Raw genomic sequence first — 22905 nt, 5'->3', positions numbered from 1 at the left:
CAATTCACCTGTCCTTGGCACCGTGGGATACGGCTGGCCAACGGGCCGGCAGATTGCCCCCCACCCGGAGGAACGTACGTGAAATTCTTCGCTCGACCCGGCAAAACCAATCATCTCACCCCACTGCATCTGACCGCCGGAAGCCTGGTTGCCATTGCCGCTTCCACCGCTTTGATCAGCGCCAGCCCAGAAGTCGAAGCGGCGCCTGCCGCCAAGACCACCGCGGATTGGAGCTCCTCGGCCTACCGCGGGTCCGTCGAGGTCATCCCTGCTAAAAATAGCGGCAACGCCGCCGATCAACAGACGCTGGACGGCGTGGTCTTCGAGGACCGCAACAAGAACTCCAAGCAGGATGCCGGTGAACCCGGCCTGCCGAACGTCACGGTGTCCAACGGCCGCGACGTTGTGTCCACCGACGAACAGGGCCGCTACGAACTGCCGGCCTACAACAACATGACCGCATTCGTCACCCAGCCGCGCGGCTTCCAGGTACCGGTTGACGAGGACAACGTCGCCCAGTTCTTCTACAATCACCTGCCCGGAGGCTCCCCGGAATTGAAGTACGACGGCATCGCCCCGACCGGCCCGCTGCCCGAGGCGGTCAACTTCCCGCTGGTGCGCAGCAGCGCCACCCAATCGCCGGAGCAGAGCTGCGTCATCGGCGCGGACGTGCAGACCTACACCCAGCAGGAAGTCGAATACGCCAGGGACGGCGCCTTCGCCGATCTGGCGGCCCGCACCGACTACACCGGGTGCGGCGTCTTGTTCATCGGCGACCTCGTGGGCGATGACCTGACCTTCTTCCACCAGACCCGCGAGCTTTCTTCCATGCTCAACGGCCCGGCCCGCTTCCTGCCGGGCAACCACGACATCGACTACGATTCGCTGGACGGGCAGCATGAGTTCGATTCCTTCCGCGCCCAGTTCGGCCCGGAATACTACTCCTACGACACCGGCAAAACGCACGTCATCGCACTGAGCACCATCGATTACCCCACTGCGGTTCCAGCTAAGAAGAGCGACTACACCTATGATTTGGGCCAGCGCCAGCTGCAGTGGCTGCGCGAGGACCTGGCCAAGGTTCCCAAGAACAAGGCCATCGTGCTGGCCGGGCACAGCCCGATGCTCGAGTTCTTCTACAGCGACGAGCATTCCACCAAGCAGGTCAAGGAGATCTACGAGCTGCTTGAGGGACGCGAAGCCGTTTCCCTGGGCGGGCACACCCATATGTCGGAGAACCTGCGCACCGGGGACCTGATGGACGGCTGGCGCGATGAGGTCGGCGAAGCAGGCTTGCCCTTCACCCACCTGACGGTCCCGGCAATTTCCGGGCAATGGTATGACGGCCGGGTCTCCGAGAACGGCTACCCGACCTCCATCCAGCGCGACGGCACCCCGCCGGGCGTGCTCACCTTGGACATCAAGAACACCGACGTCGTGGAGCGCTTCACCGCCACCGGCCAGGATCCCAGCAAGCAGATGTCGCTAGGCCTGAATACCCCTGAGTACCGGCAGTGGTACGAAGAGAATCTGGACAAGGAACGCGGCACCGTCCAGCCCCTGGCCGACCCGCTGGCAGTGAGCCGGCAGGGATTGGCCCAGGACACCTGGCTGACCGCGAACTTCTGGATGGGCAGCACCGGTTCAACCGTCGAGGTATCCATTGACGGCCAGGACCCTGTATCCGCCGAGCGGACCCAGCAGATGGCTGGCGAGCGCCCGCTGACCGGCGCCGAGTACTCGGATCCGACTGCCATCGCCGAGCAGTTCGTCCACGGCGGCGGCTTCGCCGAGAAGACCAGCCACCTGTGGCGCCTGGAACTGCCCGATGACCTCCCGGTTGGCGCGCACACCGCGACGGTTACGGCCACCGACGTGCATGGGCGTTCCTACACCGAGCAGCTGGACTTCACGGTTCTCCAGTAGCATCGCCGCTTTGAGCTGGTGCCTGCATGATGCAGGCACCAGCTTTTTGTTACGCCAGTGACAGGACAGCAGCGGCCGCAGATGCCTAGGATGAAGCCATGCGCATTGCAATCCTTGATGATTACCACAACGTGGCCCGCTCGCTGGCCGATTTCGATGGCCTCGCCGCCGAATTGGACGCCGAGATCACCGTCTTCACCGAGCACCTGGGCCATGAGGACCACACTGTCATCGAGGCATTGCTGCCCTTCGACGCCATTGTCGCCATGCGCGAGCGCACGCCCTTTCCGGCCGCCCGGCTCAACGCTTTGCCCAACCTGAAGCTGCTGGTCACCACCGGTCGCCGCAACGGATCCATCGACCTGCAGGCAGCACAGGACCGGGGCATCGTGGTCAGCCACACCGGCTATGTGGCCACCGATGCCGCTGAGCACACCTGGGCGCTGATTCTTTCCGCCGTGCGCCGACTGGATGTGGAACTGTTTTCCGCGGACCGCCCGCTGGCGGCCGACTCGGGCTGGCAGACCACGTTGGGGATGGGCCTGTCCGGCAAGACCCTGGGCGTCTACGGCCTGGGAAATCTGGGGTCGAGGGTGGCGAAAGTTGGCCTGGCCTTCGGCATGCGGGTCATCGCCTACAGCCAGAACCTCACCGAAGAGCGAGCAGCCGAAGCGGGCGTGGAGCTGGTCTCGGAGGCCGAACTGTTTTCCACCAGCGACATCGTGACCGTGCACCTGAAGCTCTCCGAACGCAGCACCGGGGTCATCGGGCCCAAGCAGCTGGCTTGGATGCGGCCCGATTCCATCCTGGTCAACACCTCGCGCAGCCGGATCGTGCAGACCGACGCGCTCATCGACGCGCTGGAAAGCCGGCGGTTGCACCTGGCCGCGGTGGATGTCTTCGATGTGGAACCGCTGCCGGCCCAGGACCGGCTGGCGAACACCAGGGGCGTGATTGCCACCCCGCATATCGGCTACGTGACCATCGAGCAGTTCGAGATGTTCTACCGCGATGCGGTGGAAGATCTCCGCGCGTGGGCTAGCGGCGCGCCGATCCGCGTGCTGGCCTAGAAGCTGCGGGCCGCGGCACGAAGAAGTAGTGCAGGATTGCCACCACGGCGGCCCAGGCGGCTCCGATCAGCAGGCCCACCAGCACATCCGAAACCCAATGGTGCCCGATGTAGATGCGCGAGGCGCCCATCGCCAGCACGAATAGCGCCGCGATGATGGCGATCAGGTACGCGTAGCGGCGCAGCCCGTAAATGATCGCCAGGTAGCTGGCGATACCGATCAGCGCCGCCGAGTTCAGCGTGTGCCCGCTGGGGAATGAAAAGGTTTCGGGCGGCGCAGGTCCCCCGGGGATGCCCTGGGGACGCGGCACCTGGAGGTTGGCCTTGAGAATAACAGTCAGCAGCACCGAGACCAATGCCGTGAACGCGACGGCCGCCAGCGGCCACGCGCTGCGCGTTTTCCAGCACAGCAGCCCGGTGATCACCAGCATGATCATGGTCATTCCCGGGGTGGATCCCCAGAAGTACAGGAAGTCGGAGACCGCGAACAGGAACGGCGACTGGTGCTCCAGCGCCAATTGGTATGCCGGGGCGTCCAGGTCCTTGGCCCATCCGCCCGCATGCAGGGACACCAGCACCCTGCGGGTGAAGTAGAACATGGCGACGACCAGCCCGAAAATGATCCACAGCACCTGTGCGCCGCCAGGACGCTGGCCGTGCCGGAAATACCAAGAGGATCTCATGGCTTCCATCGTATCGGGGTGGAAGCGAAGCGCTGAACCCGCTGGATGCGGAACAATGGAAGCATGACGATCAAGGTCCTGGCAGTTGGCAAGAAACACGAATCCTGGGTGGACGAGGGAATTTCCCGCTACGAGAAGCGGCTGAAGAAGCCCTTCGACCTTTCCTGGCAGCTGCTGAGCCACTCCTCGCGCGAGAACGACGCTGCCCGCAGCGAGGAATCCGGACGCATCCTAGCCAAGATCGATGACCGCGACTTCGTCGTGCTGCTCGATGAACGAGGGAAGAACGTGGACTCCCCCGCGCTGGCCGACACCCTGCGCACACCGATCGATTCCTCGCGCAATGTGGTGATCATCATCGGCGGCGCCTACGGCGTGGACCCCACTGTGCATGCCCGCGCCAACTTCATCTGGTCGCTGTCCAAGCTGGTCTTTCCGCACCAGCTGGTGCGCTTGATCCTCACCGAGCAGCTCTACCGGGCGCAGGACATCCTGGCCGGCGGCAAGTACCACCACATTTAAGCCAATCCCTTGATTTTCTGACATGGAAAGACGAGACTTTCCGTGACGGAAAGTGAGTAATTCATGGCTTCATCAGGCGATTTCATGGACGGACAGCACGCGGCCAAGCTGCTGCAATCTGCCGAGCAGGACTCACAGCAGATGGTCCAGACTTCCGGGAGTCCTCGCGGCTTCACCACCACCTTGGTCGCAGTCTCGGCCGTAGTCCTCACGTTGTTCCAGGCTTACCCGCCCCAGGCTTTTTGGACAGCACTGCTGTATATACCGTTGATCCTTTGGTACGTGCTGGCCCGGCGCCGTCGCGCAAAGCCACGGACATTGGCCGATACCCCGAGCCTGCTGGCGGGCGCCTATGCAGGATATTTCTTCCTCGGCATCCTGCTGGTCAATTGCCTGAGGTTTTGGGAAGCGGCACAGGTAGAGGAAGTTGTGGCGAAGATTCTTGTCACCTTTATAACCTGCATGTTCTTGGTGGCCAAGATGCAAGCTGCCTACAACATGGCGCGCCTGGAGGACGGCAATGACCAAGTCGTCTAGCGACGCCCGGTTCGACGAATTAATCCACGCTCCATTGCGGCTGCGCATCTGTGCCAGCCTGGCTCCGGTTCAGTGGGCTGAATTCGCACACCTTCGCGGTCTCCTCGATATCGCCGACTCGGTTCTGAGCAAGCACCTCAAGCAGCTCGCCGATGCCGAATATGTCGGCATCGAGCGGTTCACCAAGCTGGGCCGCAGCCACGTGCGCGTTTCGCAGACGAAGGCAGGCCGCAGAGCATACGTTGGCCACGTCGCCGCCCTTCGTGAAATTACCGAAGGATAAGAATTCTCGCGAGCTGAGCATGTGAAACGGCACCACAGCACCCCGCAACATAGCTTTGGCTTCGCTAATCGATGGCAAGCATTACTCATGCCAACGCTTATTCCAACAACCATTGGCATGGCGGATTCATGTGAATGCCTGAGCAGGGTTCTACTTGGCCACCGCTTCAGTTTGGGCGGTTCCTGTTCCCGAACTGTCGAGTCCAGAACGTAGTATCGATTCCATGAGTGATGTGCTTTCCCGGTTTGGTGTGGCCACCCGCAAGTGGTTCACCGACGTGTTCTCAGCGCCCACAGCGGCGCAGAGCGGCGCCTGGGAATCCATCTCCGACGGGAAGCACACCCTGGTCATCGCCCCCACCGGGTCAGGCAAGACCCTGGCCGCGTTCCTCTGGGCCCTGGACCGGCTGCATCATGCGGAACTCGACGCGCCAGCGCTGCCCGGAATGGAATCCGATGCGGACCACCCGGCAGGCACCGGAACCAAAGTCCTCTATATCTCCCCGCTGAAAGCCCTGGGCGTGGACGTGGAGCGCAACCTGCGCTCCCCGCTGGCCGGCATCCGCTCCACCGCACACGAAATGGGGCTCTCCCAGCCATCGGTCACCGTGGGCGTACGTTCCGGAGACACCCCGGCCAATGACCGGCGCAAACTGCTCAAGGACCCACCCGACATCCTGATCACCACGCCCGAGTCGCTGTACCTGATGCTCACCAGCCAGGCCCGCAAAACCTTGGACCAGGTGCATACCGTCATCATCGACGAGGTCCACGCCATCGCCAATACCAAGCGCGGCACCCACCTGGCCCTGTCCCTGGAGCGGCTCGACGCGATGCTTGCTGCCCCGGCCCAGCGCATCGGGCTCTCGGCCACGGTGGAACCGCCCGAAGAAGTCGCCCGGTTCCTGGCAGGCTCGGCACTAGTAAATATTGTGCGCCCGAAATCCACCAAGAAGTGGGAGCTCGCGGTGCGGGTCCCGGTCGAGGACATGACCGACTTGCCGTCGGCGGCCGGCGCCCACGACCTGGGACCCGGTTCCTCACCGGCGGCCTCGGCCAGCATCTGGCCGCACGTTGAAAACCAGCTGGTGGATCTGGTGCTGGAGAACCGCTCCACGATCATCTTCGCCAACTCCCGGCGTTTGGCCGAACGCCTGACCGGGCGGCTGAACGAGATCTATGCCGAACGCGAGGGGTTCAGCACCGCGGATACTTCCACGTCCACCCCGGCAGTGCTGATGGCCCAGGCCGGGTCCACCGCCGCCTCTAACCCAGAGGCACCCCTGCTGGCCCGGGCCCACCACGGCTCGGTCTCCAAGGATGCCCGCGCCCAAATCGAAGAAGACCTGAAGCTGGGCAAGCTGCGCGCCGTGGTGGCCACCAGCTCGCTGGAACTGGGCATCGACATGGGCCTGGTGGATCTGGTGATCCAGGTCGAATCACCCAATTCGGTCTCTTCCGGGCTGCAGCGCGTGGGCCGTGCCGGTCATCAGGTCGGCTCGGTCTCCCAGGGCATCTTCTTCCCCAAGCACCGCGCGGACCTGCTCTCTACCGCACTGGTGGTCACCCGCATGCGCGAAGGCAAGATCGAGAAAATGGTCATCCCGGCCAACCCGCTCGACGTCCTCGCCCAGCAGACCCTGGCCGCGGTGGCCATGGAGGACCTTGAGGTCGAAGCCTGGTACGACACCGTGCGCAGGGCCGCGCCCTACCAGCAGCTGCCGCGCAGCGTGTACCTGGCGACCTTGGACATGATGGCGGGCAAATACCCGTCGGACGAGTTCGCCACCCTCAAGCCGCGGCTGATCTGGGACCGCGATGCCGGAGTGCTCAGCGCCCGCCCCGGCGCCCAGCGCCTCGCGGTGATTTCCGGTGGCACCATCCCGGACCGCGGACTGTTCGGCGTCTTCCTTGCGGGATCCGAGGATGACAAGGCCCCCAAGCGGGTGGGCGAGCTCGACGAGGAAATGGTCTACGAGTCCCGCGTGGGCGACGTGTTCGCGCTGGGCGCCACCAGCTGGCGCATCGAGGACATCACCCACGACAGGGTGCTGGTCACCCCGGCCTTCGGCCAGCCCGGCAAGCTGCCCTTCTGGCACGGCGACGGTCTGGGCCGCCCGGTGGAACTCGGAGCGGCGCTGGGCGAATTCACTACCGGGCTGCTGGCCGGCGAGCGCAGCGAATCCGCCGCCGCGCTGCGCGAGCACGGGCTGGATCCCTTCGCGGCCGAGAACCTGCTGAACTACCTGGGCGAGCAGCGACAGGCCACCGGGCAGGTGCCCAACCACCAGACCTTCGTAGTGGAACGCTTCCACGATGAGCTGGGCGACTGGCGGGTCATCCTGCATTCGCCCTTCGGCCTGGCGGTGCACGCCCCGTGGGCGCTGGCCATCGGGGCGCGCGTGCGCGAACGCTGGGGCCTGGACGCCTCTGCGATGGCCGCGGATGACGGTATCGTGCTGCGCATCCCGGCCATGGATGATGAGCCGCCGGGTGCCGAGCTCTTCGCCTTCGAGGCCGATGAGATCGTGGATGTGGTCACCAGCCAGGTGGCCAACTCGGCGCTGTTCGCCGCGCGATTCCGCGAATGCGCGGCCCGCGCCCTGCTGCTGCCCCGGATCAACCCGACCAAGCGCACCCCGCTGTGGCAGCAGCGCCAGCGGGCCAGCCAGCTGCTGGACGTGGCCCGCAACTACCCGGATTTCCCGATCATCCTGGAGACCGTACGCGAGTGCCTGAACGACGTCTACGACCTGCCGGCCCTGACCGAGATCCTGGGACAGGTCTCTTCCCGCGCCATCCGGCTGGTGGAAGTCACCACCGAGCTTCCCTCGCCCTTCGCCCAATCGTTGCTCTTCGGCTACGTGGCCCAGTTCCTCTATGAGACCGACGCCCCGCTGGCCGAACGCCGGGCCGCCGCGCTGAGCCTGGACCCGGTGCTGCTCGGCGAGCTGCTGGGACGCAACGACGTGCGCGAAATCCTCGACCCGCAGGTCATCGCCGCCCTCGAACAGCAGCTGCAGCACCTGGCGCCCAACCGCCGGCTATCCGGGATGGAAGGCGCCGCCGACCTGCTGCGCCTGCTCGGCCCGCTGAGTGCAGAGCAATTGGCGCAGCGCCTGCGCTCCCCGGACGATGAGCAGGAAGCCCTTGATGCCGAGACCGCCCGGGCCCATGCCGAATCCCTCGTGGCCACCCGCCGCGCCTTCACCCTGCGGGTCGCCGGGCAACTGGCCTATGCGGCCATCGAGGACGCGGGCAAGCTGCGCGATGCCCTGGGTACCCCGCTGCCCACCGGCATCCCCACCGCCTTCCTCGAACCGGCGGCCCAGCCAATTGAGGACCTGGTGTCCCGCTTCGCCCGCACCCACGCCCCGTTCACGCTCTCTGAGCTGTCCGCCGCACTCGGCCTGGGCGTCGCGGTGCTGCGCCCGGTGCTCGACCAGCTGGTGGCCGCCGGCCGCCTGTCGCTGGGCGCGTTCCGTCCGGTGGAGCTGATCCCGTTTGGAATCAGTGGCGATGAATACTGCGAGGTCTCGGTGCTGCGCACCATCCGCACCCGTTCGCTGGCCGCGCTGCGCGCCGAGGTGGAGCCGGTGGACCAGCCCGCCTTCGGACGGTTCCTGCCCGCCTGGCAGCAGGTGGGCTCCCGGCTGGAAGGCAGCGACGGGCTCTACGAGGTGCTCACCCAGCTGGCGGGGGTTGAAGTTCCCGCCTCGGCGCTGGAGTCGTTCATCCTGCCCGCCAGGCTGCACGGCTACCAGGCGTCGTGGCTTGACGAGCTGACCAGCAGCGGCGACGTGCTGATCTGCGGTGCCGGAGCCGCCGGCGGCAAGGACGGCTGGCTTTCGCTGCACACCGCCGAGTTCGCCTCGCTGAGCCTGCCTGCCCCTGACACGTCCCAGCTGGATTCGCTGGCCCGCCGGATGCTCGATTCCTTCGACGCCACCGGCGCCTATTTCGTGCAGGAACTCGCCGCCCGGCTACACCCGGACGAAGGGCTGCCGCCCACCGAGCAGGAGCTCACCGAGGCCTGCTGGCAGCTGTTCTGGGCGGGGTTCATCTCCCCCGATACCCTCGCCCCGGTACGCGGCTACCTGGCCGGAGGCACCACCGCGCACAAGATCGCCAAGCCGGCACCGCGCGCCCGTGCCGCCCGGCTGAACCGGCTCTCCGGGCTTACCCGGCTGGCCCGGGAACAGGCGGCCGGACCGCTGGCACGCAACACCCGCGGTTCGGCCCGCTGGTCGCTGCTGCCCGCCCCGTCACTGGACCCGACCATCGCAGCGCATGCCACCGCGGAAATCATGCTTGAACGCTACGGGGTGCTTACCCGCGGTTCGGTGGCCGCCGAATCCGTGCCCGGCGGATTCGGCCAGCTCTACCGGGTGCTGTCCAAGCTGGAAGAAGCGGGCCATGCCCGCCGCGGCTACTTCATCGAGAAGCTCGGTGCCGCGCAGTTCTCCACCGCCAACACCATCGACCGGCTACGCACCTTCACCCTGCCCGATGACCCGCAGCGCCAGCCGCAGGCTGTGGTGCTCGCCTCAACCGACCCGGCCAACCCCTACGGCGCGGCCCTGCCGTGGCCGGCCACGCAGACCGGGCATCGCCCGGGGCGCAAGGCCGGGGCGATCGTGGGTCTGCTGGACGGAGAACTGGCGCTCTACCTGGAACGCGGCGGGCGCACCGTGCTCGCTTTCGGCGAGCCAAGCGATGAGGCATGGCGGCTGCTGGCAGGTAACTTGGTGGCAGTGCTGCGCACCGCGACGGTGGACAAGCTGGCCATCGCCACGGTCAACGGCGACCCGGTCCTTGAGCACCCCCTCGCCCACGCGCTGCTGGCGGCCGGATTCTATTCCACCCCGCAGGGGATCCGCTTCCGGCGCTAGGCCGCAGCGGGAGCAGCCGCGGGAACTACTTGCGCGCCCTGCCCCAGATCCAGGCGGTATTGGTGATCTCGAAGAGCACCTGCCCGTCGCAGCTGAGCGTGCCCTGAAGCGTGACCAGGGCGCGGTCCTCGCGCTTGAACTGGATATCAGTGATTTCCATCTGCCCGTGCAGTTCCATGCCGGGCCGCACCGGAGCATGGAACTGGATGTTCTCCATCGCCCTGCCGGCCACTACCCACCAGTGCCGGTAGGCTCCCAGCACGGCAAGGCGCTGGAAGGATCGCCAACGAGTGGATGCCGCTGGCGATGATGCCGCCGAAGTGACCCTGCTGCGCAAATTCCTCGTCGGTGTGGAACCGCTGCGGATCCCACTGCATGGCGAACTCGTGCAGATCCTCTTCGGTCATCTTGCACGAGCCCAAATCGACTATGTCCCCGACTGCCAGATTCTCGGCATAGATGGTCGGTTCGGTTGGATCGATCTGCTCTTTTGCTGCACTGTCATGCGCCCAGCGTAGGCCACGGCCGCGACGAACTGCGCTTCGTTACGGCTGCACCGTACGATGGGTTCCTGGATCGATTCGAGGGAGGACGCATGCCAGAAGGAGATTCCGTTTACCGGGCCACCGCGCGGCTGCATCGCGCGCTGGCCGGAAAAACCATCGTTCGCTCGGACTTCCGGGTTCCGTCGCTGTCCACCGTGGACCTGGCCGGGTACATGGTGTCCGAAGTGGTCCCGCGCGGCAAGCACCTGCTGGTGCGCCTGCATCCGCCCACGGACCCAGACCCTGCCTTCAACCATCCTCCCCTGACCCTGCATTCGCACCTGCTGATGGAGGGCCGCTGGGATCTCTACGGCGCTGGCGAACGCTTCAAGCGCGCCGCGCACACCGCCCGGGTGGTGCTGCACTTCGCCGAGATCACCGCGGTCGGCTTCGACATCGCCCAGGTCAAGCTCGTGCCCACGGCCGATGAGCAGAAACTGGTAGGCCATCTGGGTCCGGACCTGCTCGGCGCGGATTGGGATGCGCAGCAGGCGGCGGCGAACTTCCGCGCCCAGCCGCAGCGCGGGATCGGCGAGGCGCTGCTGGATCAGCGGCTGATGGCCGGAGTCGGCAACATCTACCGCAGCGAGGTCCTGTTCCTCACCCGGCTGCATCCGCTGACGCCGGTGGGGCAGGTAGTGGGCCTGGAAAGGGCCATCGAGATGTCCCGGCGCCTGCTGGAGGTCAACAAGGACCGTCCGCGCCGGGTCACCACCGGCCTGGCGCGCACCCGCGAACCCTATTGGGTGTATGGGCGTGCCGGCAAGCCCTGCCCTCGCTGCGGCACCACAATCCAGGTATTGAAGATCGCCGCCGACGACGCAGGGCTGGAACGCGACTGCTACGTTTGCCCGTCCTGCCAGCCGGCACCGCGCAGCTGAGGCCGCGGATCAGCGTGCTCCCGGCAAAGATGGGAGAATAGCCGATATGGCTATGGAATCCCCGCTTCCCGTTCGCAACGGCGTCAATGCAACTCGGCTTCGACTCCCGCGGACCGGTTCATGGGCAACTGTCGCCGATTATCTGCTCGAACGCTTTGGCCATGTCGATCCCGAGGGCATTCTGCGCCGCTTCGATGAGCAGCAGATCGTTGGCCTGGGCGGCACTCCGCTCACCCGCCAGACTCCCCTGGGCGAGCATGAATTCATTTGGTACTACCGCTCCTTGCCGGAAGAAACCCCGATCCCATTCGAGACCAGAATCCTGCACCAGGACGAGCACCTGCTGGTCGTGGACAAGCCGCACTTCCTCCCCACCACACCCGGTGGACGCTTCATCCAGGAATCCGCGCTGGTGCGCTTGCGCAACCAGACCGGCATCGACGACCTGGTGCCGATGCACCGGCTGGACCGCGCCACCGCCGGCGTCATCCTTTTCGCGGTGAATCCGCAGACCCGGGGCGCCTACCAGATGCTTTTCGAGCGCCGGGAGATTGCCAAGCGCTACAAGGCGGTCGTCGCCCTGCAACCCGGTGATGGCCTGGAAACCGGACGGGTGCTGCAACCCAACGGCGGGCATTCGCAGGTCAAAACCGAAACAGAACTGCGTGATCTGCTGCAGCGCATGCCGCTTGTCTTCGAGAACCGGATGTCCAAGGTCAAGGGCCAGCTGCGTTCAATTGTGGAAGAAGGCGAGCCGAACGCGCAGACCCTGATCAACGTCGAGACCATTGGAACCAGCCATGGTTTCCATTCCGGGGCCGAGGTTGCCTTGATGGATCTGGAACCGCATTCAGGCAAGACCCATCAGCTGCGGATCCACTTGGCTTCCCTGGGTCTGGGCATCATCAATGATGCGTTCTATCCACGGCTGTGGGATCTGGCTCCTGATGACTACCGGCGCCCACTGCAGCTGCTGGCGCACACGATTTCCTTCACCGATCCATTGACCGGCGCCGAACGCAGCTTCAGCAGTGAACAACGGCTGACGGAAGCCCCTTCAGCTCAATAACCCCTTCTCATGTGGGAGGAATTGACCTAAGCTGGTGCCCAATAGCCCGTGACACATAAGGATGAAGGCAAGATGGCCGAACACGAGTCGACCCCGCAACTTGATTCCCTCGTGGCCTCGGCCCGTTCCGCCATGGCATCGGCCAGCGAACGGACCTCCTTCGAGTTGCCCTATGCACCACCGGATCATCGCCCCAACCCTGTGGTGGAGCCCTTCGACAAGATACGCGGATATCTGCTGGGCGCTTCGGGCCTGCTGCTGTTGCTGACCACGTTGGCGTTGTCTTCCGGATTGCATGGACGAGCCCAAGCCAGCTTGCTGGATACCAGCCTGGTGCACTCGGTGCTGTGGCCGGCACTTGCCATCGCGCTGGTCCTCAGCGCAGCGTTCTCGCTGCGCAGCGACCAGCTGTCGGCCCGGCGCCAGCGGATCATTTCCATCTACTCGATCCCGGCAACAGCGTTGATGGCGTGCGCCGTCACCCTGGCGTCCGGCTTCATGCCCGTCGGCGCTGCCATCCTAGCGACCATCGCTTCGCTGCTCTCCCTGTACGGAGTACTGCAGCTGAACAAGAATACTGCGCGCAACCGCTTAGAGCGTTGGGCCACCGACGCCCCGATCAGCTTCTTTGCAGGTGCGAGCACGGTTTACGCCCTGCAGCTGTGGTTTGCCGCGGTCGGATGGCATGACGGCGAGCACGGAATCCAGGCCGCCCTGATAACGGCCGGAATCTCGGTGGCCGCCGGCGCTTTCGCCCATTCAGAGCGCGGCCGCCATGCCCTGGCCAGCGGCTACGGAATCTGCATGATTGCTGCCGCCATCCAGGGCTGGCTCAATGATTCAGCGCCGCTGTGGGTCTGCGCGATCTGGATCTTCATGGCCCTGCTGGTGTTCCTGATGGCCGAGAACCGCCGGTTCCAAATCAGCCATGCCGAGCACCGTGCGCAGCGCGGCAAAACCGTAGAATTCTAGGTTCTGCCACGCCCGCCACAAATGCTTAACGCGGTGCCATGCGGATGGCGCCATCAAGGCGAATGGTTTCGCCGTTGAGCATCGGATTGGCCACGATATGCTCCACCAAGGCCGCGTATTCTTCCGGACGTCCCAGGCGCGATGGATGCGGCACCTGGGCACCGAGCGAGTCCTGGGCTGCCTGCGGCAATCCTGCCATCATCGGCGTATGGAAAATGCCCGGGGCGATGGTCATGACGCGGATCTGGTGGCTCGCCAGCTCGCGAGCCAGGGGAAGGGTCATCGCGGCCACGGCTCCCTTGGATGCCGCGTAGGCGGGCTGTCCGATCTGGCCGTCAAAGGCGGCCACCGAAGCGGTGTTGATGATGACGCCGCGTTCGGTGGTTCCCTGCTCGTCGTTTAGCGCTTCGCTATGCGCCATCGCTTCTGCGGCCAGGCGGATCACGTTGAAGGTGCCGTTGACATTGATGTCCAGCACCTTGGCGAAGCGTTCCAGCGGCAGCACCCCGTCACGGCCCAGCACCTTGCCAGGTGTCGCAACGCCGGCGCAATTGACCAGCACGCGCAGGGTGCCCAGTTCCTTGGCACGTTCGATGCCGGTGGCCACCTGCTGCGCGTCGGTGACATCGGCCGGCACGAAACGGACATTCGTCCCGATCTCAGCCGCGATTTCATCGCCATCCTCGCGCGGCAGGTCGAGCACCACCACGTGCTTGGCCCGGTCGGCCAGCATGTGCGCCGTGGCGCGCCCCAATCCCGACAGGCCTCCGGTGACGAGTGCGACTGAATCCTGCAACTGCATGCTTGCTCCTTCGTAGACAGTGAACCTGTGATCTACATTACTGGCCAGTTGCGTCCAGGCGAAGAAGCTTGCCAGCAGGCATGGAAAAACCGCTGGATCCCTTGATGGGATCCAGCGGCTCTCGCACGCTTCTGATGCCTAGTGGCTCGGAACCTTTGCAGGTTCGGCTTCAGCGGCAACGGACTTGTTCTTCCCGCCGAGCAGGAAGCCGATGACCACGATGCCCACGCTGCAAGCGGCACCAACCAGGAAGCCAGGCTGGAAGCCTTCAACCGAAGCGGTTAGCGGGTCGACGCCGTCCGCGATCTTCGAGGCGGTGGCCGCGGCGACAACGCCAACGAGCAGCGCGGTGCCCATGGCGCCAGCCAACTGCTGCAAGGTGGACAGCAGGGCCGAACCATGCGAGTGCAGGCTGTGCGGCAACGGGTTCAGCGCAGTGGTGAACGCCGGGGTGAAGATGAAGGCCAGGCCCAAGCTCATCACCAGGTGCATGACAACCAGCAGCCAAATCGGGGTATTCGCGTTCAGGATCATGGCGTACCCAAGCAGGGATACCAGCAGCACCACGGCGCCGGGAACGATCAGCGGACGGGCGCCGACCTTGTCGTAGAGCTTGCCGACCATCGGTGCCAGGATGCCCATCAGCAGGCCGCCCGGAAGCATGATCAGGCCGGTGGTCAGGGTCTCAATGCCCAGCACGCTGGTGAAGAACATCGGCAGCAGGATAATCACGCCGAACAGCGAAATCATCGAGAACATCATCAGCACCAGCGAAAGGGTGAAATCCTTGTAATTCAGCGGACGCAAATCCAGCAGCGCCTTGTCCTCCTTCTGCAGGTTCAGCTGCAGGAAGACGAAGGCGACCAGGCACAGGACCGCTCCGACCAGGATGCCCAGGTTCAGCGGGGTGACCCCTGCCGAGAGGCCGCTCAGTCCGTAGACCAGTCCGCCGAATCCCGGGATCGCCAGGATCAAGGAAGGAACGGACAGCGGAGTCGAGGCACCGTCGACGTCCTTGGAAAGTCGCGGAGTACCAATCAGCAGTGCCGCTACGGCGATCGGGATGATCACGATGAACATGAACCGCCACGAGAGGAACTGCAGGATCAGGCCGGAGAGCGTCGGGCCGATGGCCGGAGCTACGGAGATCACGATGGAGACGTTGCCCATCAGCACGCCACGGCGCTCGGCCGGGACCAGATGCAAAATGGTGGTCATCAGCAGCGGCATCATGATGGCGGTACCGCTGGCCTGGATGACGCGGGCCAGCAGCAGGATGCCCAGGCCCGGGGCAGCGGCAGCCAGCAGGGTGCCGAGTGTGAACAGGCCCATAGCCAAGACGAAGACATTACGTATGCTCATCCGCTGCAGCAAGAAGCCGGTCATTGGAATGACCACGGCCATGGTCAGCATGAAGATGGTTGACAGCCACTGAATTGCGTCAGCGGTGACATTGAATTCAACCATCAGCACAGGCAGGGCCACATTCATGATGGTTTCGTTCAGGATGACCACGAAGCTGGAAACAATCAGCACCGCAATCGTGGTGAAATTCTGTTTGCTCAGTCGTTCTGGAGCGTTCGTCACGGCAGGAATCTGCTTCCACGAGGATTCGGAAAAAGGAAATGCCATTTGATGCCTGCAGCTGTTCGCCGGGCTAGAAATTCAAATAGCTCTACCGATTTTATCGCCTGGGATTGCGGCGCACTAGGGTTGCGGGAAATCTGCATCAGTGAGTTCGGCAACACAGATCCAGCTTCATGGAATGTCGGGGGTTTGTGTACCAAGATAGAACCATGAATGTGCGCACTCCTGACCCATACCCTGGATGGCTCTCCGAAGAAGACCTCTACGAGGCACGCCAGCGCCTGCCGATGCTCTATGTCGAGGCCATTCCCGTGCGCCTGGATCCGCTGGGCTACGTCAACGAGGTGGGCCTGCTGCTGACCGGCGATGACGACGGCCGCATGCTGCGCACCTTCGTTTCGGGCCGGGTGATGTACCGCGAGACCATTCGCGCAGCGTTGATCCGCCACATCGAAAAGGATCTGGGCACCATGGTGCTGCCGCAGCTTCCGGCATCACCGGTGCCCTTCACCGTTGCCGAGTACTTCCCGGCACCGAGCGAAACCGGCCTGACCGATGATCGCCAGCACGCAGTGTCCATGTGCTACATCGTGCCGGTCCGCGGCGAGACCAGCCCGCGCTCCGACGCCTTGGAACTGACCTGGCTTTCGCCAACCGAAGCGCTCAGCTCGGATATCCAGGGCGAGTTCGCGGGCGGCCGTGAAAACATTCTCCGTCAGGCATTAGCCCACGTCGGAGTGAATATCTAGTTCTGCTTTCCGCCCTTGGGGATGATTCCCTGACGACGCTTGACGATCGATCCGACCCAGCTTCCCAAGAGCACGCCGAGCATGCCCACGATGCAGCCGATCAGTGTTTCGACCACGCGGTCGTACATCACCGAGCCGCTCAGGCCTGTGGCCAGCGAGACGCCTACCAGTGCCATCGGGGTAATGAAGACCTGCGCCAAGAAGTAGTTGCGCATGACCAGCAGCTCGGCCATGAACTGGCAGAAGCCGATGAAGGCAAGCAGGATCCACACCTGCGGATTCAGGAAGATCAAGATCGCCATCAGGATCACCCCCACCAAGGTGCCGAGCATACGGTGCATGCCGCGCCGGATGCGCAGGCTAGTGGTGTGCCCAACCAGGGGAACCACCGCCGCCACCATAGCCCAGTAGTTGTGCCCGGCTTCCAGGTTGTTGCCCAAGGTATTGGCCAGGGCACCGGCGACGCCGGCCGTCAGGATATAGAACAGCCCTTCCCACCAGATGGCTTTGCGGACGTTATCCGACAGCGGCGGCAACGGGGTGCGCTTCCACAGGCTGGTCCACTGCCCGAGCGCCCCGGCAGCGCCGATGGCTATCGACAGCAAGATCGTCAAGCCCGCCACGAGCAGGGCCTCGCCAAAGGGCACGGGCCCAGGAATCGAGGCAATCGCCGCAAAGGCGAAGATGTGGAACAGCGAACCGCCAGGCCGCAACCGCATGAAACCGACCAGCACCGAACAGGCACCGGCAACGAGGGTCGTCGCGCCAACGACTTGCCACTGCTTGATCCCGGGGTCCGAATGGTCGATCCACCAGTGGGAAGCGGCCAGCGCCAAGGCAATCACCGCGAAGAACAAGGCACCGGAACGGACCTGCATCCGCAAGCGGTTCCAGTAGCCATCCACGCGCCCATACACGCCGGTGAAGGCACCGAAAACGGCAAAGACCACCAGGTCCAGCCGGTCAATCGCGAAAAGGGCAAGCAGTGGCGCAAAAACACCTACGCCAGTGCGCAAGCCGATCCAGTGGTCTTTGCGGGCAGGCCCCAGCGTCACCAGCGTCTTGGCGGACTCCTTCAGATTCTGCAGGGCCACATCTTCCTTCCGTCGCGTTGGACACAACACGTATGCCCCATTATTCGCGCTTTGCCTTGTGACACGTTAGGTTTTGGCGCACATTGACCCTGTCGTTTTCCTCACCGCGCGATTAATACGGCAAACTTGTTACGTGCCCGAAAAGAACTTTGACCCCAGTGCCCCGCATGCCCGCCAGAACGAATTCGGCTTTGAAGTCGGAACCCGGCTGACCGCTGAAGACGGTTCCCCGATGCTCGGGCGTACCGGCGTGATCCGTACCCCGCACGGCGAAATCAAGACGCCAGCGTTCATTGCCGTAGGCACCAAAGCCACCGTCAAGGCGGTCACCCCCGTTCAGGTCGAGGAGCTTGGCGCGCAGGCAGTGCTGTCCAATGCCTACCACCTGTACCTGCAGCCGGGGGCGGACATCCTCGATGAGGCCGGCGGCCTGGGCAAGTTCATGGGCTGGGAAGGTCCAACCTTCACCGATTCGGGCGGATTCCAGGTCATGAGCCTGGGTTCGGGCTTCAAGAAGGTCATCGACATGAAGTCAGTCGACCAGTCGGGTCCGGATGATGCTGTGGCTCCGGGCAAGGAACGCCTGGCCAATGTGGATGAGGACGGCGTCTGGTTCAAGTCCCACCTCGACGGCACCAAGCACCGCTTCTCCCCTGAGATCTCCATGGGCGTGCAGCACCAGATCGGCGCGGACATCATGTTCGCCTTCGACGAGCTGACCACCCTGCAGAATTCCCGCGGCTACCAGGTCGAGTCCCTGGAGCGCACCCGGCGCTGGGCCGAGCGCTGCATTGCCGAGCACTTCGCCCTGACAGATTCCCGGGCGGGCAAGGATTACCAGGCGCTGTTCGGAGTCATCCAGGGCGCCCAGTACGAAGACCTGCGCCGCAAGGCCTGCCAGGATCTGGGAGCCATGGCCTTCGACGGCTTCGGCATCGGCGGCGCCTTGGAAAAGGAGAACCTGGGAACCATCGTCGGCTGGTGCGCCGAAGAACTGCCCGAGAACAAGCCACGCCACCTGCTGGGCATTTCCGAGCCGGATGACATCTTCACCGCCATTGAGAACGGCGCTGACACCTTTGACTGCGTCTCGCCCACCCGCGTGGCCCGCAACTCGGCGTTCTATACCCCCTGGGGCCGCTTCAACCTTTCAGGTGCACGCTACAAGCGCGACTTCACCCCACTGGTGGAAGGCTGCGAGTGCTACGCCTGCAAGAACTTCACGCGTGCCTACATCCACCACCTGTACAAGGCCAAGGAACTGCTCAGCCACACGTTGATTTCCATCCACAATGAGCAGTTCACTGTTTCGCTGGTGGAGTCCGCGCGCCAGGCCATCGAAGACGGCACGTTCTTCGAGCTGAAGGAAAAGGTGCTCTCCAGCTACTACGCTGGCAAGCCTGATCCGCAGGGCCAGCCAGTTACCCAGTAGGCAAGGATTGCAAGAACAGCCGAGGCATCGGTTCGCCACGCACTGCGTGGCGAACCGATGCCTTGGTCTTTTCTAGGCTGGAATGCCCTGTCCTGCGCGCATCATCGGCAAATGCATGATCCCGTCGTCGTCATAGTCTTCGCCGGAACGCTGGAAGCCGAACTTGCCATACCAGCCCTCCAGCTGGGTCTGGGCGCTGAGCTGGATCTGCGCGTCCGGGGCGCACAGCTCCACGGCACGTTGCATGAGTTCCCCGGCAATGCCGCGGCCTCGGGCTTCCGCTGCTGTCGCAACGCGTCCAATGCGCGGAGTGCCGCTGTCGATGTCCATGATTCGAATCGTGCTCAGCACTTTTCCATCCTCGGCAGCCACCAGGTGCACCGTGCCGGCATCCAGATCGCGGCCGTCAATGTCCGGATAGCACGAGCGCTGCTCGACAATGAAGACCTCGGCCCGCAGTTCAAGTATTGAGTAGAGCAAATCTATGGAAAGCTCATCGGGGTTATAGATGGAAATCAGATCGTTCACATTACAAGACTAGTTACGCCTCCAGCTTCCTGCCCGCAATGTGTAGCAGCGCATTTGAGCCAAAGAGCATCGCGGCAACCCATAGCAATGGAGGAATGGGAGCAGCCGGGCTGAGCACCAGGCAGAAGATTGGCGAGAACGTGGCGGCCGCCCGAATGAAGGTGGCGGTTTCCATGAAGAGGTGTGCGGCCATGGCCGCGTCATTGGTCGCTCCCCCGAGTACGGCGGACCAATCGCGTTCTGCTCTCCTTGCATGCGCAATGCTGGCAGCAGCGCATCCCAACGCGGCAACCACGATTGCTGCATTCCAGAGCCAGATGCGCTCCAGCTGGATCATGCCAAGCAGTCCCAGCCCGCCGGTCAACAGCAGCAGGCTGATGGCCGAGAAGAGCATCGCGTACACCGTTGCGGACCGCACCAGAGCCGCTTCCGATATCCCAAGTGACTGGGTTAGCTGTTGCCGGGAGACCAACGGCGCAATGGTCGTGGAAATGCTGAAGACCAGAATCAGGCAGAGCACCAGGTAGAAAGCCGCTGCACTCAGCGGATTGGCAATCCGCTGGACAGTGGAGGCCAGCGAAAAAGCAAGGAGCAGGAATCCTGCTACCGGAAACCAGCGGCCTGTCCGCAGCAAACGCAGGCAGAGGATGCGCCAGGCCACGGGCAATGCGGCGGTGAGCTTGCTGCCCAGGGTCCGCCTGCGGCTGATGGCGGACTGCGCCGGAGCTGTGATGCCCCGCGAGTCGCCCTGCATCAACGTCCCCATGGCCAGTTGCTGGTGCTCTCCGGCCAAGCGCAAGGCCGGGCCCGGAATCCGTTCGACATGGCGATACGCCCAGTAGGTGCTCGCCGCGCCCAGTGCCAGGACGACAAGCAAGGTGAACAGCCACACGGCCGGATCCAAGGTGGCGGCAGCCACTGCGCCAACCAGATCCTGCGCCCAGGGAATCTGGAACAGCAGGAGCCACCACAACATCGCCACTGCGGTGAGCAGTCCGAGGCCCACCCCATCGCAGATCCGTCGTGCAGCAGCTTGCCGGTTCATCCCCTGGATCGCCGTGGCTGCGTTGGCAAGCCCTGCCCCGGCCGCCGCAAAGCAGGCGAGCCCCAGGACGGCGACTGGCAGCGGGAGCGATCCGGCCAGCCCCAGCATCACTATCAGCCACAGCACGCCTGCGAAGCTGCTTGCGAAGAGCCCAGTGAGCATTGCATTGCGCCACGCTGGTCGGCGGATTGCCCAGAGCTTGACCGGCAGCGGCAGCCACCAGTCGGCCTTGGCCGCGCTGAGCCCGCACGGTCCCAGATAAATCATGAGCCTGAAGATTGCCAAAGCTGACAGCACCAAAAGCGCGAAGGACAGATCCTGCATGCGCCAAACGGCGCTGGGCAGCTCTTGGTGGGCTACGCCTTCGCCCAGGAGCACGAACAGCATGCCGAAGAGCGCACTGAAGAGGTAGGCCAACGCAATCAGCGCGGCCAGCACCCAGACATAGGCATCGGAAAAGCTGTCGAATTTCTCGGCGAAGTTCCTGCGCTTCCTGGCTCGACGGAGCAGTTCGCGCGGATCGAAGGCACCGCTTTGGCTGGCGGCTGGACTAGCGTTCAAGCCACTGCGCCCCTCGGTGCGGATCAAGCAGCTCGCCCTCGTCGGCGTCCAGCAGCAGCGTCTGGTCCATGCAGCTTCGCAGCATGAGCGGATCGTGGGTCACCGCCAGCAGCGCTGTTCCGCCGCCACGCAACCCGGCGAGCCGATGGTAGAGCTTGTGCCTGATGCGCAGGTCCAGGCGCTGCTCCGGTTCGTCGAGAATCAGCAATTCTGCCGGCCGGATCAGGGCCGCGGCCAGCAGCAGCTTGCGACGCTGGCCGGACGACAGCTCGCCGGGCAGATGATCGGCAACGGCAGTGATTTCGAAGAAGTCGAGTTCCGCTTGGACAGCCTGGCCCCAGTCCTGAAGCCCGTGCCCGCGAGCGACCAATTCCAGATGCTCGCGCACCGTAAGTTCGTCGAAGAATGCGCCATCGGTGATCTGGACGGCGACGGTACGGCGAAAATGCGCCGAGCTTTCATCCACGGGAAGGCCTTGGAACGAGATGCTGCCTTCAAGTGGAATGAGATGCCCCAGGATTGTGCGGATCAGTGTCGACTTTCCGCTGCCATTGGCTCCGATAATTCCCACGCCAGCGCCCGGAGACAGCCTCAGGTTGATTGGCCCGCAGATTACCCGGCCGGGATAGCCGATAGCCAGGCCTCTGGTTTCCAGCTGGAATGTGCCGTCTTGACCTGTCTGCATATCCTCGACTCTAATGTCCGGATACAGCTGTGGGCATCGCCCTCACGGATGATGCCCACAGGATGATCAGCTTTCGACAGCCGCTTGGCTGTAGCCGGGTTCGCGCTTCTTGAACCATTTGATGACCATTGAGGTCACCGGAACGAACAGGATTTCCACTGCGGTCTTGTAGATGAAGCCCACCACCACATAATTGATGAAGCTCGGTACATCGGCGATGCCGATCACCGGCGCGGCAATGGCGCAGAAGATCAGGGTATCCAGGAATTCTCCAACACCGCTGGAACCGATCAATCGGAGAATCAGTCCACGCTCGCCGGAGCGTTCCTTGAGCTTGACCAGCACCCATGAATTGGCGAACTGGCCCACAAGGAAGCCGCAGGCCGAGGCGACGACGATCTGCCAGATCGGGCCCAGGGTGCGTTCAAGCGCTTCCTGCCCGTCGTAGAAATCGGCTGCCGGCAGCTGGATCATGATCCAGAAGCAGAACACCGCGAAGAAGGCCAAGATGAACGTCACGAGGATCGAACGGCGGGCTGCCTTCAATCCATACACTTCCGAAATGACGTCGCCCAGGATATAGGCCAGAGGGAAGAGGAAGAAGCCGCCATCGGTGATGAGCGGTCCGAAGCTGACGCCTTTGGAGGCGCCGATGTTCGAAAGAATCACGACGGCACCCATCAACGTGAGCACCGTGGAGAAGTAGGGGGAACCCGAAGAAGCGAATACCGCGTTCTTGGTTCGAATCAAATTGTTGCCGGCGGTGGAATCGCCCATGAAATTTTCCTTGTCAAAGTGGTTCGCCAGAACACCGCTCACATGGCACAGCCCAACCCATGAATCAACAGGGTGGGGTTGCATGCCTACGCGCTGTCCCGCTGTATTAGCACTTACGCAACAAGTATCCCACGCATAGCTGGGGCCAAGTTCTCACCTGTTGCCCGCCAACCATGTTTCGAGAATCAGGATTTTCTGAAATTCATATCTCACTAGCCATTCTTCGGACTATGAATTCGAGGAAACAAATAGAGCTGTAACCGCCCT

The 22905-nt window shown here is 63.7% G+C and carries 22 protein-coding genes; 12 read left to right on the top strand and 10 right to left on the bottom strand.

The annotated features are described in order from the left end of the window. The first annotated feature begins 78 nt into the window (after positions 1-78). Together EKH49_RS14050 and EKH49_RS14045 are read left to right on the top strand one after the other, a co-directional pair. The gene (locus EKH49_RS14050; RefSeq protein WP_128471332.1) at positions 79-1926 is read left to right on the top strand and encodes a calcineurin-like phosphoesterase C-terminal domain-containing protein; all 1848 of its coding nucleotides are present in this window, start codon (positions 79-81) and stop codon (positions 1924-1926) included. 98 nt (positions 1927-2024) lie between these two features. Further along, positions 2025-2996 (top strand): D-2-hydroxyacid dehydrogenase family protein, encoded by a 972-nt coding sequence (locus EKH49_RS14045; RefSeq protein ID WP_128471331.1) that lies wholly within the window; start codon positions 2025-2027, stop codon positions 2994-2996. Here EKH49_RS14045 and EKH49_RS14040 read toward each other — a convergent pair. Next, positions 2965-3678: a phosphatase PAP2 family protein gene (locus EKH49_RS14040; RefSeq protein WP_161567532.1), complete on the bottom strand. Its 714-nt coding sequence runs from the start codon at positions 3676-3678 to the stop codon at positions 2965-2967. The two genes, EKH49_RS14045 and EKH49_RS14040, sit on opposite strands and share 32 nt — an antisense overlap. A gap of 63 nt (positions 3679-3741) precedes the next feature. Between EKH49_RS14040 and EKH49_RS14035 the strand changes: the two genes are divergently transcribed. From EKH49_RS14035 to EKH49_RS14020, 4 genes are all read left to right on the top strand, one after another. After that, entirely contained in the window at positions 3742-4200 is a 459-nt protein-coding gene (locus EKH49_RS14035) for a 23S rRNA (pseudouridine(1915)-N(3))-methyltransferase RlmH (RefSeq protein WP_128471329.1), read from the top strand. A gap of 84 nt (positions 4201-4284) precedes the next feature. Continuing rightward, entirely contained in the window at positions 4285-4737 is a 453-nt protein-coding gene (locus tag EKH49_RS14030; RefSeq protein WP_128471328.1) for a hypothetical protein, read from the top strand. Beyond that, on the top strand, positions 4721-5020 hold the full coding sequence (locus EKH49_RS14025) for a transcriptional regulator (RefSeq protein WP_128471327.1): 300 nt from the start codon (positions 4721-4723) through the stop codon (positions 5018-5020). The genes EKH49_RS14030 and EKH49_RS14025 overlap by 17 nt, the downstream gene beginning before the upstream one ends. Before the next feature lie 223 nt (positions 5021-5243). After that, positions 5244-9911, top strand: a complete 4668-nt coding sequence (locus tag EKH49_RS14020; RefSeq protein WP_128471326.1) for an ATP-dependent helicase — start codon at positions 5244-5246, stop codon at positions 9909-9911. A gap of 25 nt (positions 9912-9936) precedes the next feature. Here EKH49_RS14020 and EKH49_RS17200 read toward each other — a convergent pair whose 3' ends face one another. Together EKH49_RS17200 and EKH49_RS17195 are read right to left on the bottom strand one after the other, a co-directional pair. Then, a complete protein-coding gene (locus EKH49_RS17200; protein WP_442903511.1) occupies positions 9937-10071 on the bottom strand; it encodes a hypothetical protein in 135 nt (44 codons plus the stop codon). Then, positions 10058-10288, bottom strand: coding sequence for a MaoC/PaaZ C-terminal domain-containing protein (locus EKH49_RS17195; protein WP_442903512.1), 231 nt, complete (start codon positions 10286-10288; stop codon positions 10058-10060). Before EKH49_RS17195 ends, EKH49_RS17200 begins: the two co-directional genes overlap by 14 nt. On the opposite strand from EKH49_RS17195, the gene EKH49_RS16930 reads away from it, so the two are divergent. From EKH49_RS16930 to EKH49_RS14000, 4 genes are all read left to right on the top strand, one after another. Next, positions 10202-10429, top strand: a complete 228-nt coding sequence (locus tag EKH49_RS16930; protein WP_236641171.1) for a hypothetical protein — start codon at positions 10202-10204, stop codon at positions 10427-10429. The two genes, EKH49_RS17195 and EKH49_RS16930, sit on opposite strands and share 87 nt — an antisense overlap. 77 nt (positions 10430-10506) lie before the next feature. Next, positions 10507-11337: a DNA-formamidopyrimidine glycosylase family protein gene (locus tag EKH49_RS14010; protein ID WP_128471325.1), complete on the top strand. Its 831-nt coding sequence runs from the start codon at positions 10507-10509 to the stop codon at positions 11335-11337. A gap of 46 nt (positions 11338-11383) precedes the next feature. Beyond that, positions 11384-12406, top strand: a complete 1023-nt coding sequence (locus EKH49_RS14005; RefSeq protein WP_128471324.1) for a pseudouridine synthase — start codon at positions 11384-11386, stop codon at positions 12404-12406. Positions 12407-12478: 72 nt separating this feature from the next. Continuing rightward, a complete protein-coding gene (locus EKH49_RS14000; RefSeq protein ID WP_128471323.1) occupies positions 12479-13378 on the top strand; it encodes a hypothetical protein in 900 nt (299 codons plus the stop codon). Between the two features lie 25 nt (positions 13379-13403). Here the strand turns inward: EKH49_RS14000 and EKH49_RS13995 are convergent, their stop codons facing one another. Both EKH49_RS13995 and EKH49_RS13990 read right to left on the bottom strand, forming a co-directional pair. Beyond that, entirely contained in the window at positions 13404-14180 is a 777-nt protein-coding gene (locus EKH49_RS13995; RefSeq protein WP_128471322.1) for a 3-hydroxyacyl-CoA dehydrogenase, read from the bottom strand. Positions 14181-14318: 138 nt separating this feature from the next. Further along, the gene (locus EKH49_RS13990; protein ID WP_128471396.1) at positions 14319-15767 is read right to left on the bottom strand and encodes an MDR family MFS transporter; all 1449 of its coding nucleotides are present in this window, start codon (positions 15765-15767) and stop codon (positions 14319-14321) included. A 209-nt stretch (positions 15768-15976) separates the two neighbouring features. On the opposite strand from EKH49_RS13990, the gene EKH49_RS13985 reads away from it, so the two are divergent. Next, positions 15977-16516 (top strand): NUDIX hydrolase family protein, encoded by a 540-nt coding sequence (locus EKH49_RS13985; protein WP_038992495.1) that lies wholly within the window; start codon positions 15977-15979, stop codon positions 16514-16516. Here EKH49_RS13985 and EKH49_RS13980 read toward each other — a convergent pair. Beyond that, positions 16513-17610, bottom strand: a complete 1098-nt coding sequence (locus tag EKH49_RS13980) for an FUSC family protein (protein ID WP_128471321.1) — start codon at positions 17608-17610, stop codon at positions 16513-16515. The two genes, EKH49_RS13985 and EKH49_RS13980, sit on opposite strands and share 4 nt — an antisense overlap. Positions 17611-17743: 133 nt before the next feature. On the opposite strand from EKH49_RS13980, the gene tgt reads away from it, so the two are divergent. Continuing rightward, positions 17744-19042, top strand: a complete 1299-nt coding sequence (gene tgt, locus EKH49_RS13975; protein WP_128471320.1) for a tRNA guanosine(34) transglycosylase Tgt — start codon at positions 17744-17746, stop codon at positions 19040-19042. Positions 19043-19114: 72 nt separating this feature from the next. Here tgt and EKH49_RS13970 read toward each other — a convergent pair whose 3' ends face one another. The 4 genes from EKH49_RS13970 to EKH49_RS13955 form a co-directional block, all read right to left on the bottom strand. Further along, positions 19115-19570: a GNAT family N-acetyltransferase gene (locus EKH49_RS13970; RefSeq protein ID WP_128471319.1), complete on the bottom strand. Its 456-nt coding sequence runs from the start codon at positions 19568-19570 to the stop codon at positions 19115-19117. 13 nt (positions 19571-19583) lie between these two features. Continuing rightward, on the bottom strand, positions 19584-21176 hold the full coding sequence (locus EKH49_RS13965; RefSeq protein ID WP_128471318.1) for a hypothetical protein: 1593 nt from the start codon (positions 21174-21176) through the stop codon (positions 19584-19586). Continuing rightward, positions 21166-21861 (bottom strand): ABC transporter ATP-binding protein, encoded by a 696-nt coding sequence (locus EKH49_RS13960; protein ID WP_128471317.1) that lies wholly within the window; start codon positions 21859-21861, stop codon positions 21166-21168. Before EKH49_RS13960 ends, EKH49_RS13965 begins: the two co-directional genes overlap by 11 nt. A gap of 66 nt (positions 21862-21927) precedes the next feature. Beyond that, the gene (locus EKH49_RS13955; protein WP_128471316.1) at positions 21928-22638 is read right to left on the bottom strand and encodes a queuosine precursor transporter; all 711 of its coding nucleotides are present in this window, start codon (positions 22636-22638) and stop codon (positions 21928-21930) included. Positions 22639-22905: the final 267 nt, after the last annotated feature.

Source organism: Glutamicibacter sp. HZAU (assembly GCF_004100365.1).
Lineage (GTDB): Bacteria > Actinomycetota > Actinomycetes > Actinomycetales > Micrococcaceae > Glutamicibacter > Glutamicibacter nicotianae.
Note: the sequence above shows the minus strand (reverse complement) of the source record. Positions and strands in the feature narration are given on the sequence as shown.

Coding starts and splice junctions, on each gene's coding strand:
- EKH49_RS13955 (WP_128471316.1), bottom strand. CDS start 22,638: ATGGGCGATTCCACCGCCGGCAACAATTTGATTCGAACCAAGAACGCG.
- EKH49_RS14040 (WP_161567532.1), bottom strand. CDS start 3,678: ATGAGATCCTCTTGGTATTTCCGGCACGGCCAGCGTCCTGGCGGCGCA.
- EKH49_RS14035 (WP_128471329.1), top strand. CDS start 3,742: ATGACGATCAAGGTCCTGGCAGTTGGCAAGAAACACGAATCCTGGGTG.
- EKH49_RS14010 (WP_128471325.1), top strand. CDS start 10,507: ATGCCAGAAGGAGATTCCGTTTACCGGGCCACCGCGCGGCTGCATCGC.
- EKH49_RS13995 (WP_128471322.1), bottom strand. CDS start 14,180: ATGCAGTTGCAGGATTCAGTCGCACTCGTCACCGGAGGCCTGTCGGGA.
- EKH49_RS14000 (WP_128471323.1), top strand. CDS start 12,479: ATGGCCGAACACGAGTCGACCCCGCAACTTGATTCCCTCGTGGCCTCG.
- EKH49_RS13985 (WP_038992495.1), top strand. CDS start 15,977: ATGAATGTGCGCACTCCTGACCCATACCCTGGATGGCTCTCCGAAGAA.
- EKH49_RS17195 (WP_442903512.1), bottom strand. CDS start 10,288: ATGCAGTGGGATCCGCAGCGGTTCCACACCGACGAGGAATTTGCGCAG.
- EKH49_RS14005 (WP_128471324.1), top strand. CDS start 11,384: ATGGCTATGGAATCCCCGCTTCCCGTTCGCAACGGCGTCAATGCAACT.
- EKH49_RS14030 (WP_128471328.1), top strand. CDS start 4,285: ATGGACGGACAGCACGCGGCCAAGCTGCTGCAATCTGCCGAGCAGGAC.
- EKH49_RS13960 (WP_128471317.1), bottom strand. CDS start 21,861: ATGCAGACAGGTCAAGACGGCACATTCCAGCTGGAAACCAGAGGCCTG.
- EKH49_RS14045 (WP_128471331.1), top strand. CDS start 2,025: ATGCGCATTGCAATCCTTGATGATTACCACAACGTGGCCCGCTCGCTG.
- EKH49_RS17200 (WP_442903511.1), bottom strand. CDS start 10,071: ATGGAAATCACTGATATCCAGTTCAAGCGCGAGGACCGCGCCCTGGTC.
- EKH49_RS14020 (WP_128471326.1), top strand. CDS start 5,244: ATGAGTGATGTGCTTTCCCGGTTTGGTGTGGCCACCCGCAAGTGGTTC.
- EKH49_RS14025 (WP_128471327.1), top strand. CDS start 4,721: ATGACCAAGTCGTCTAGCGACGCCCGGTTCGACGAATTAATCCACGCT.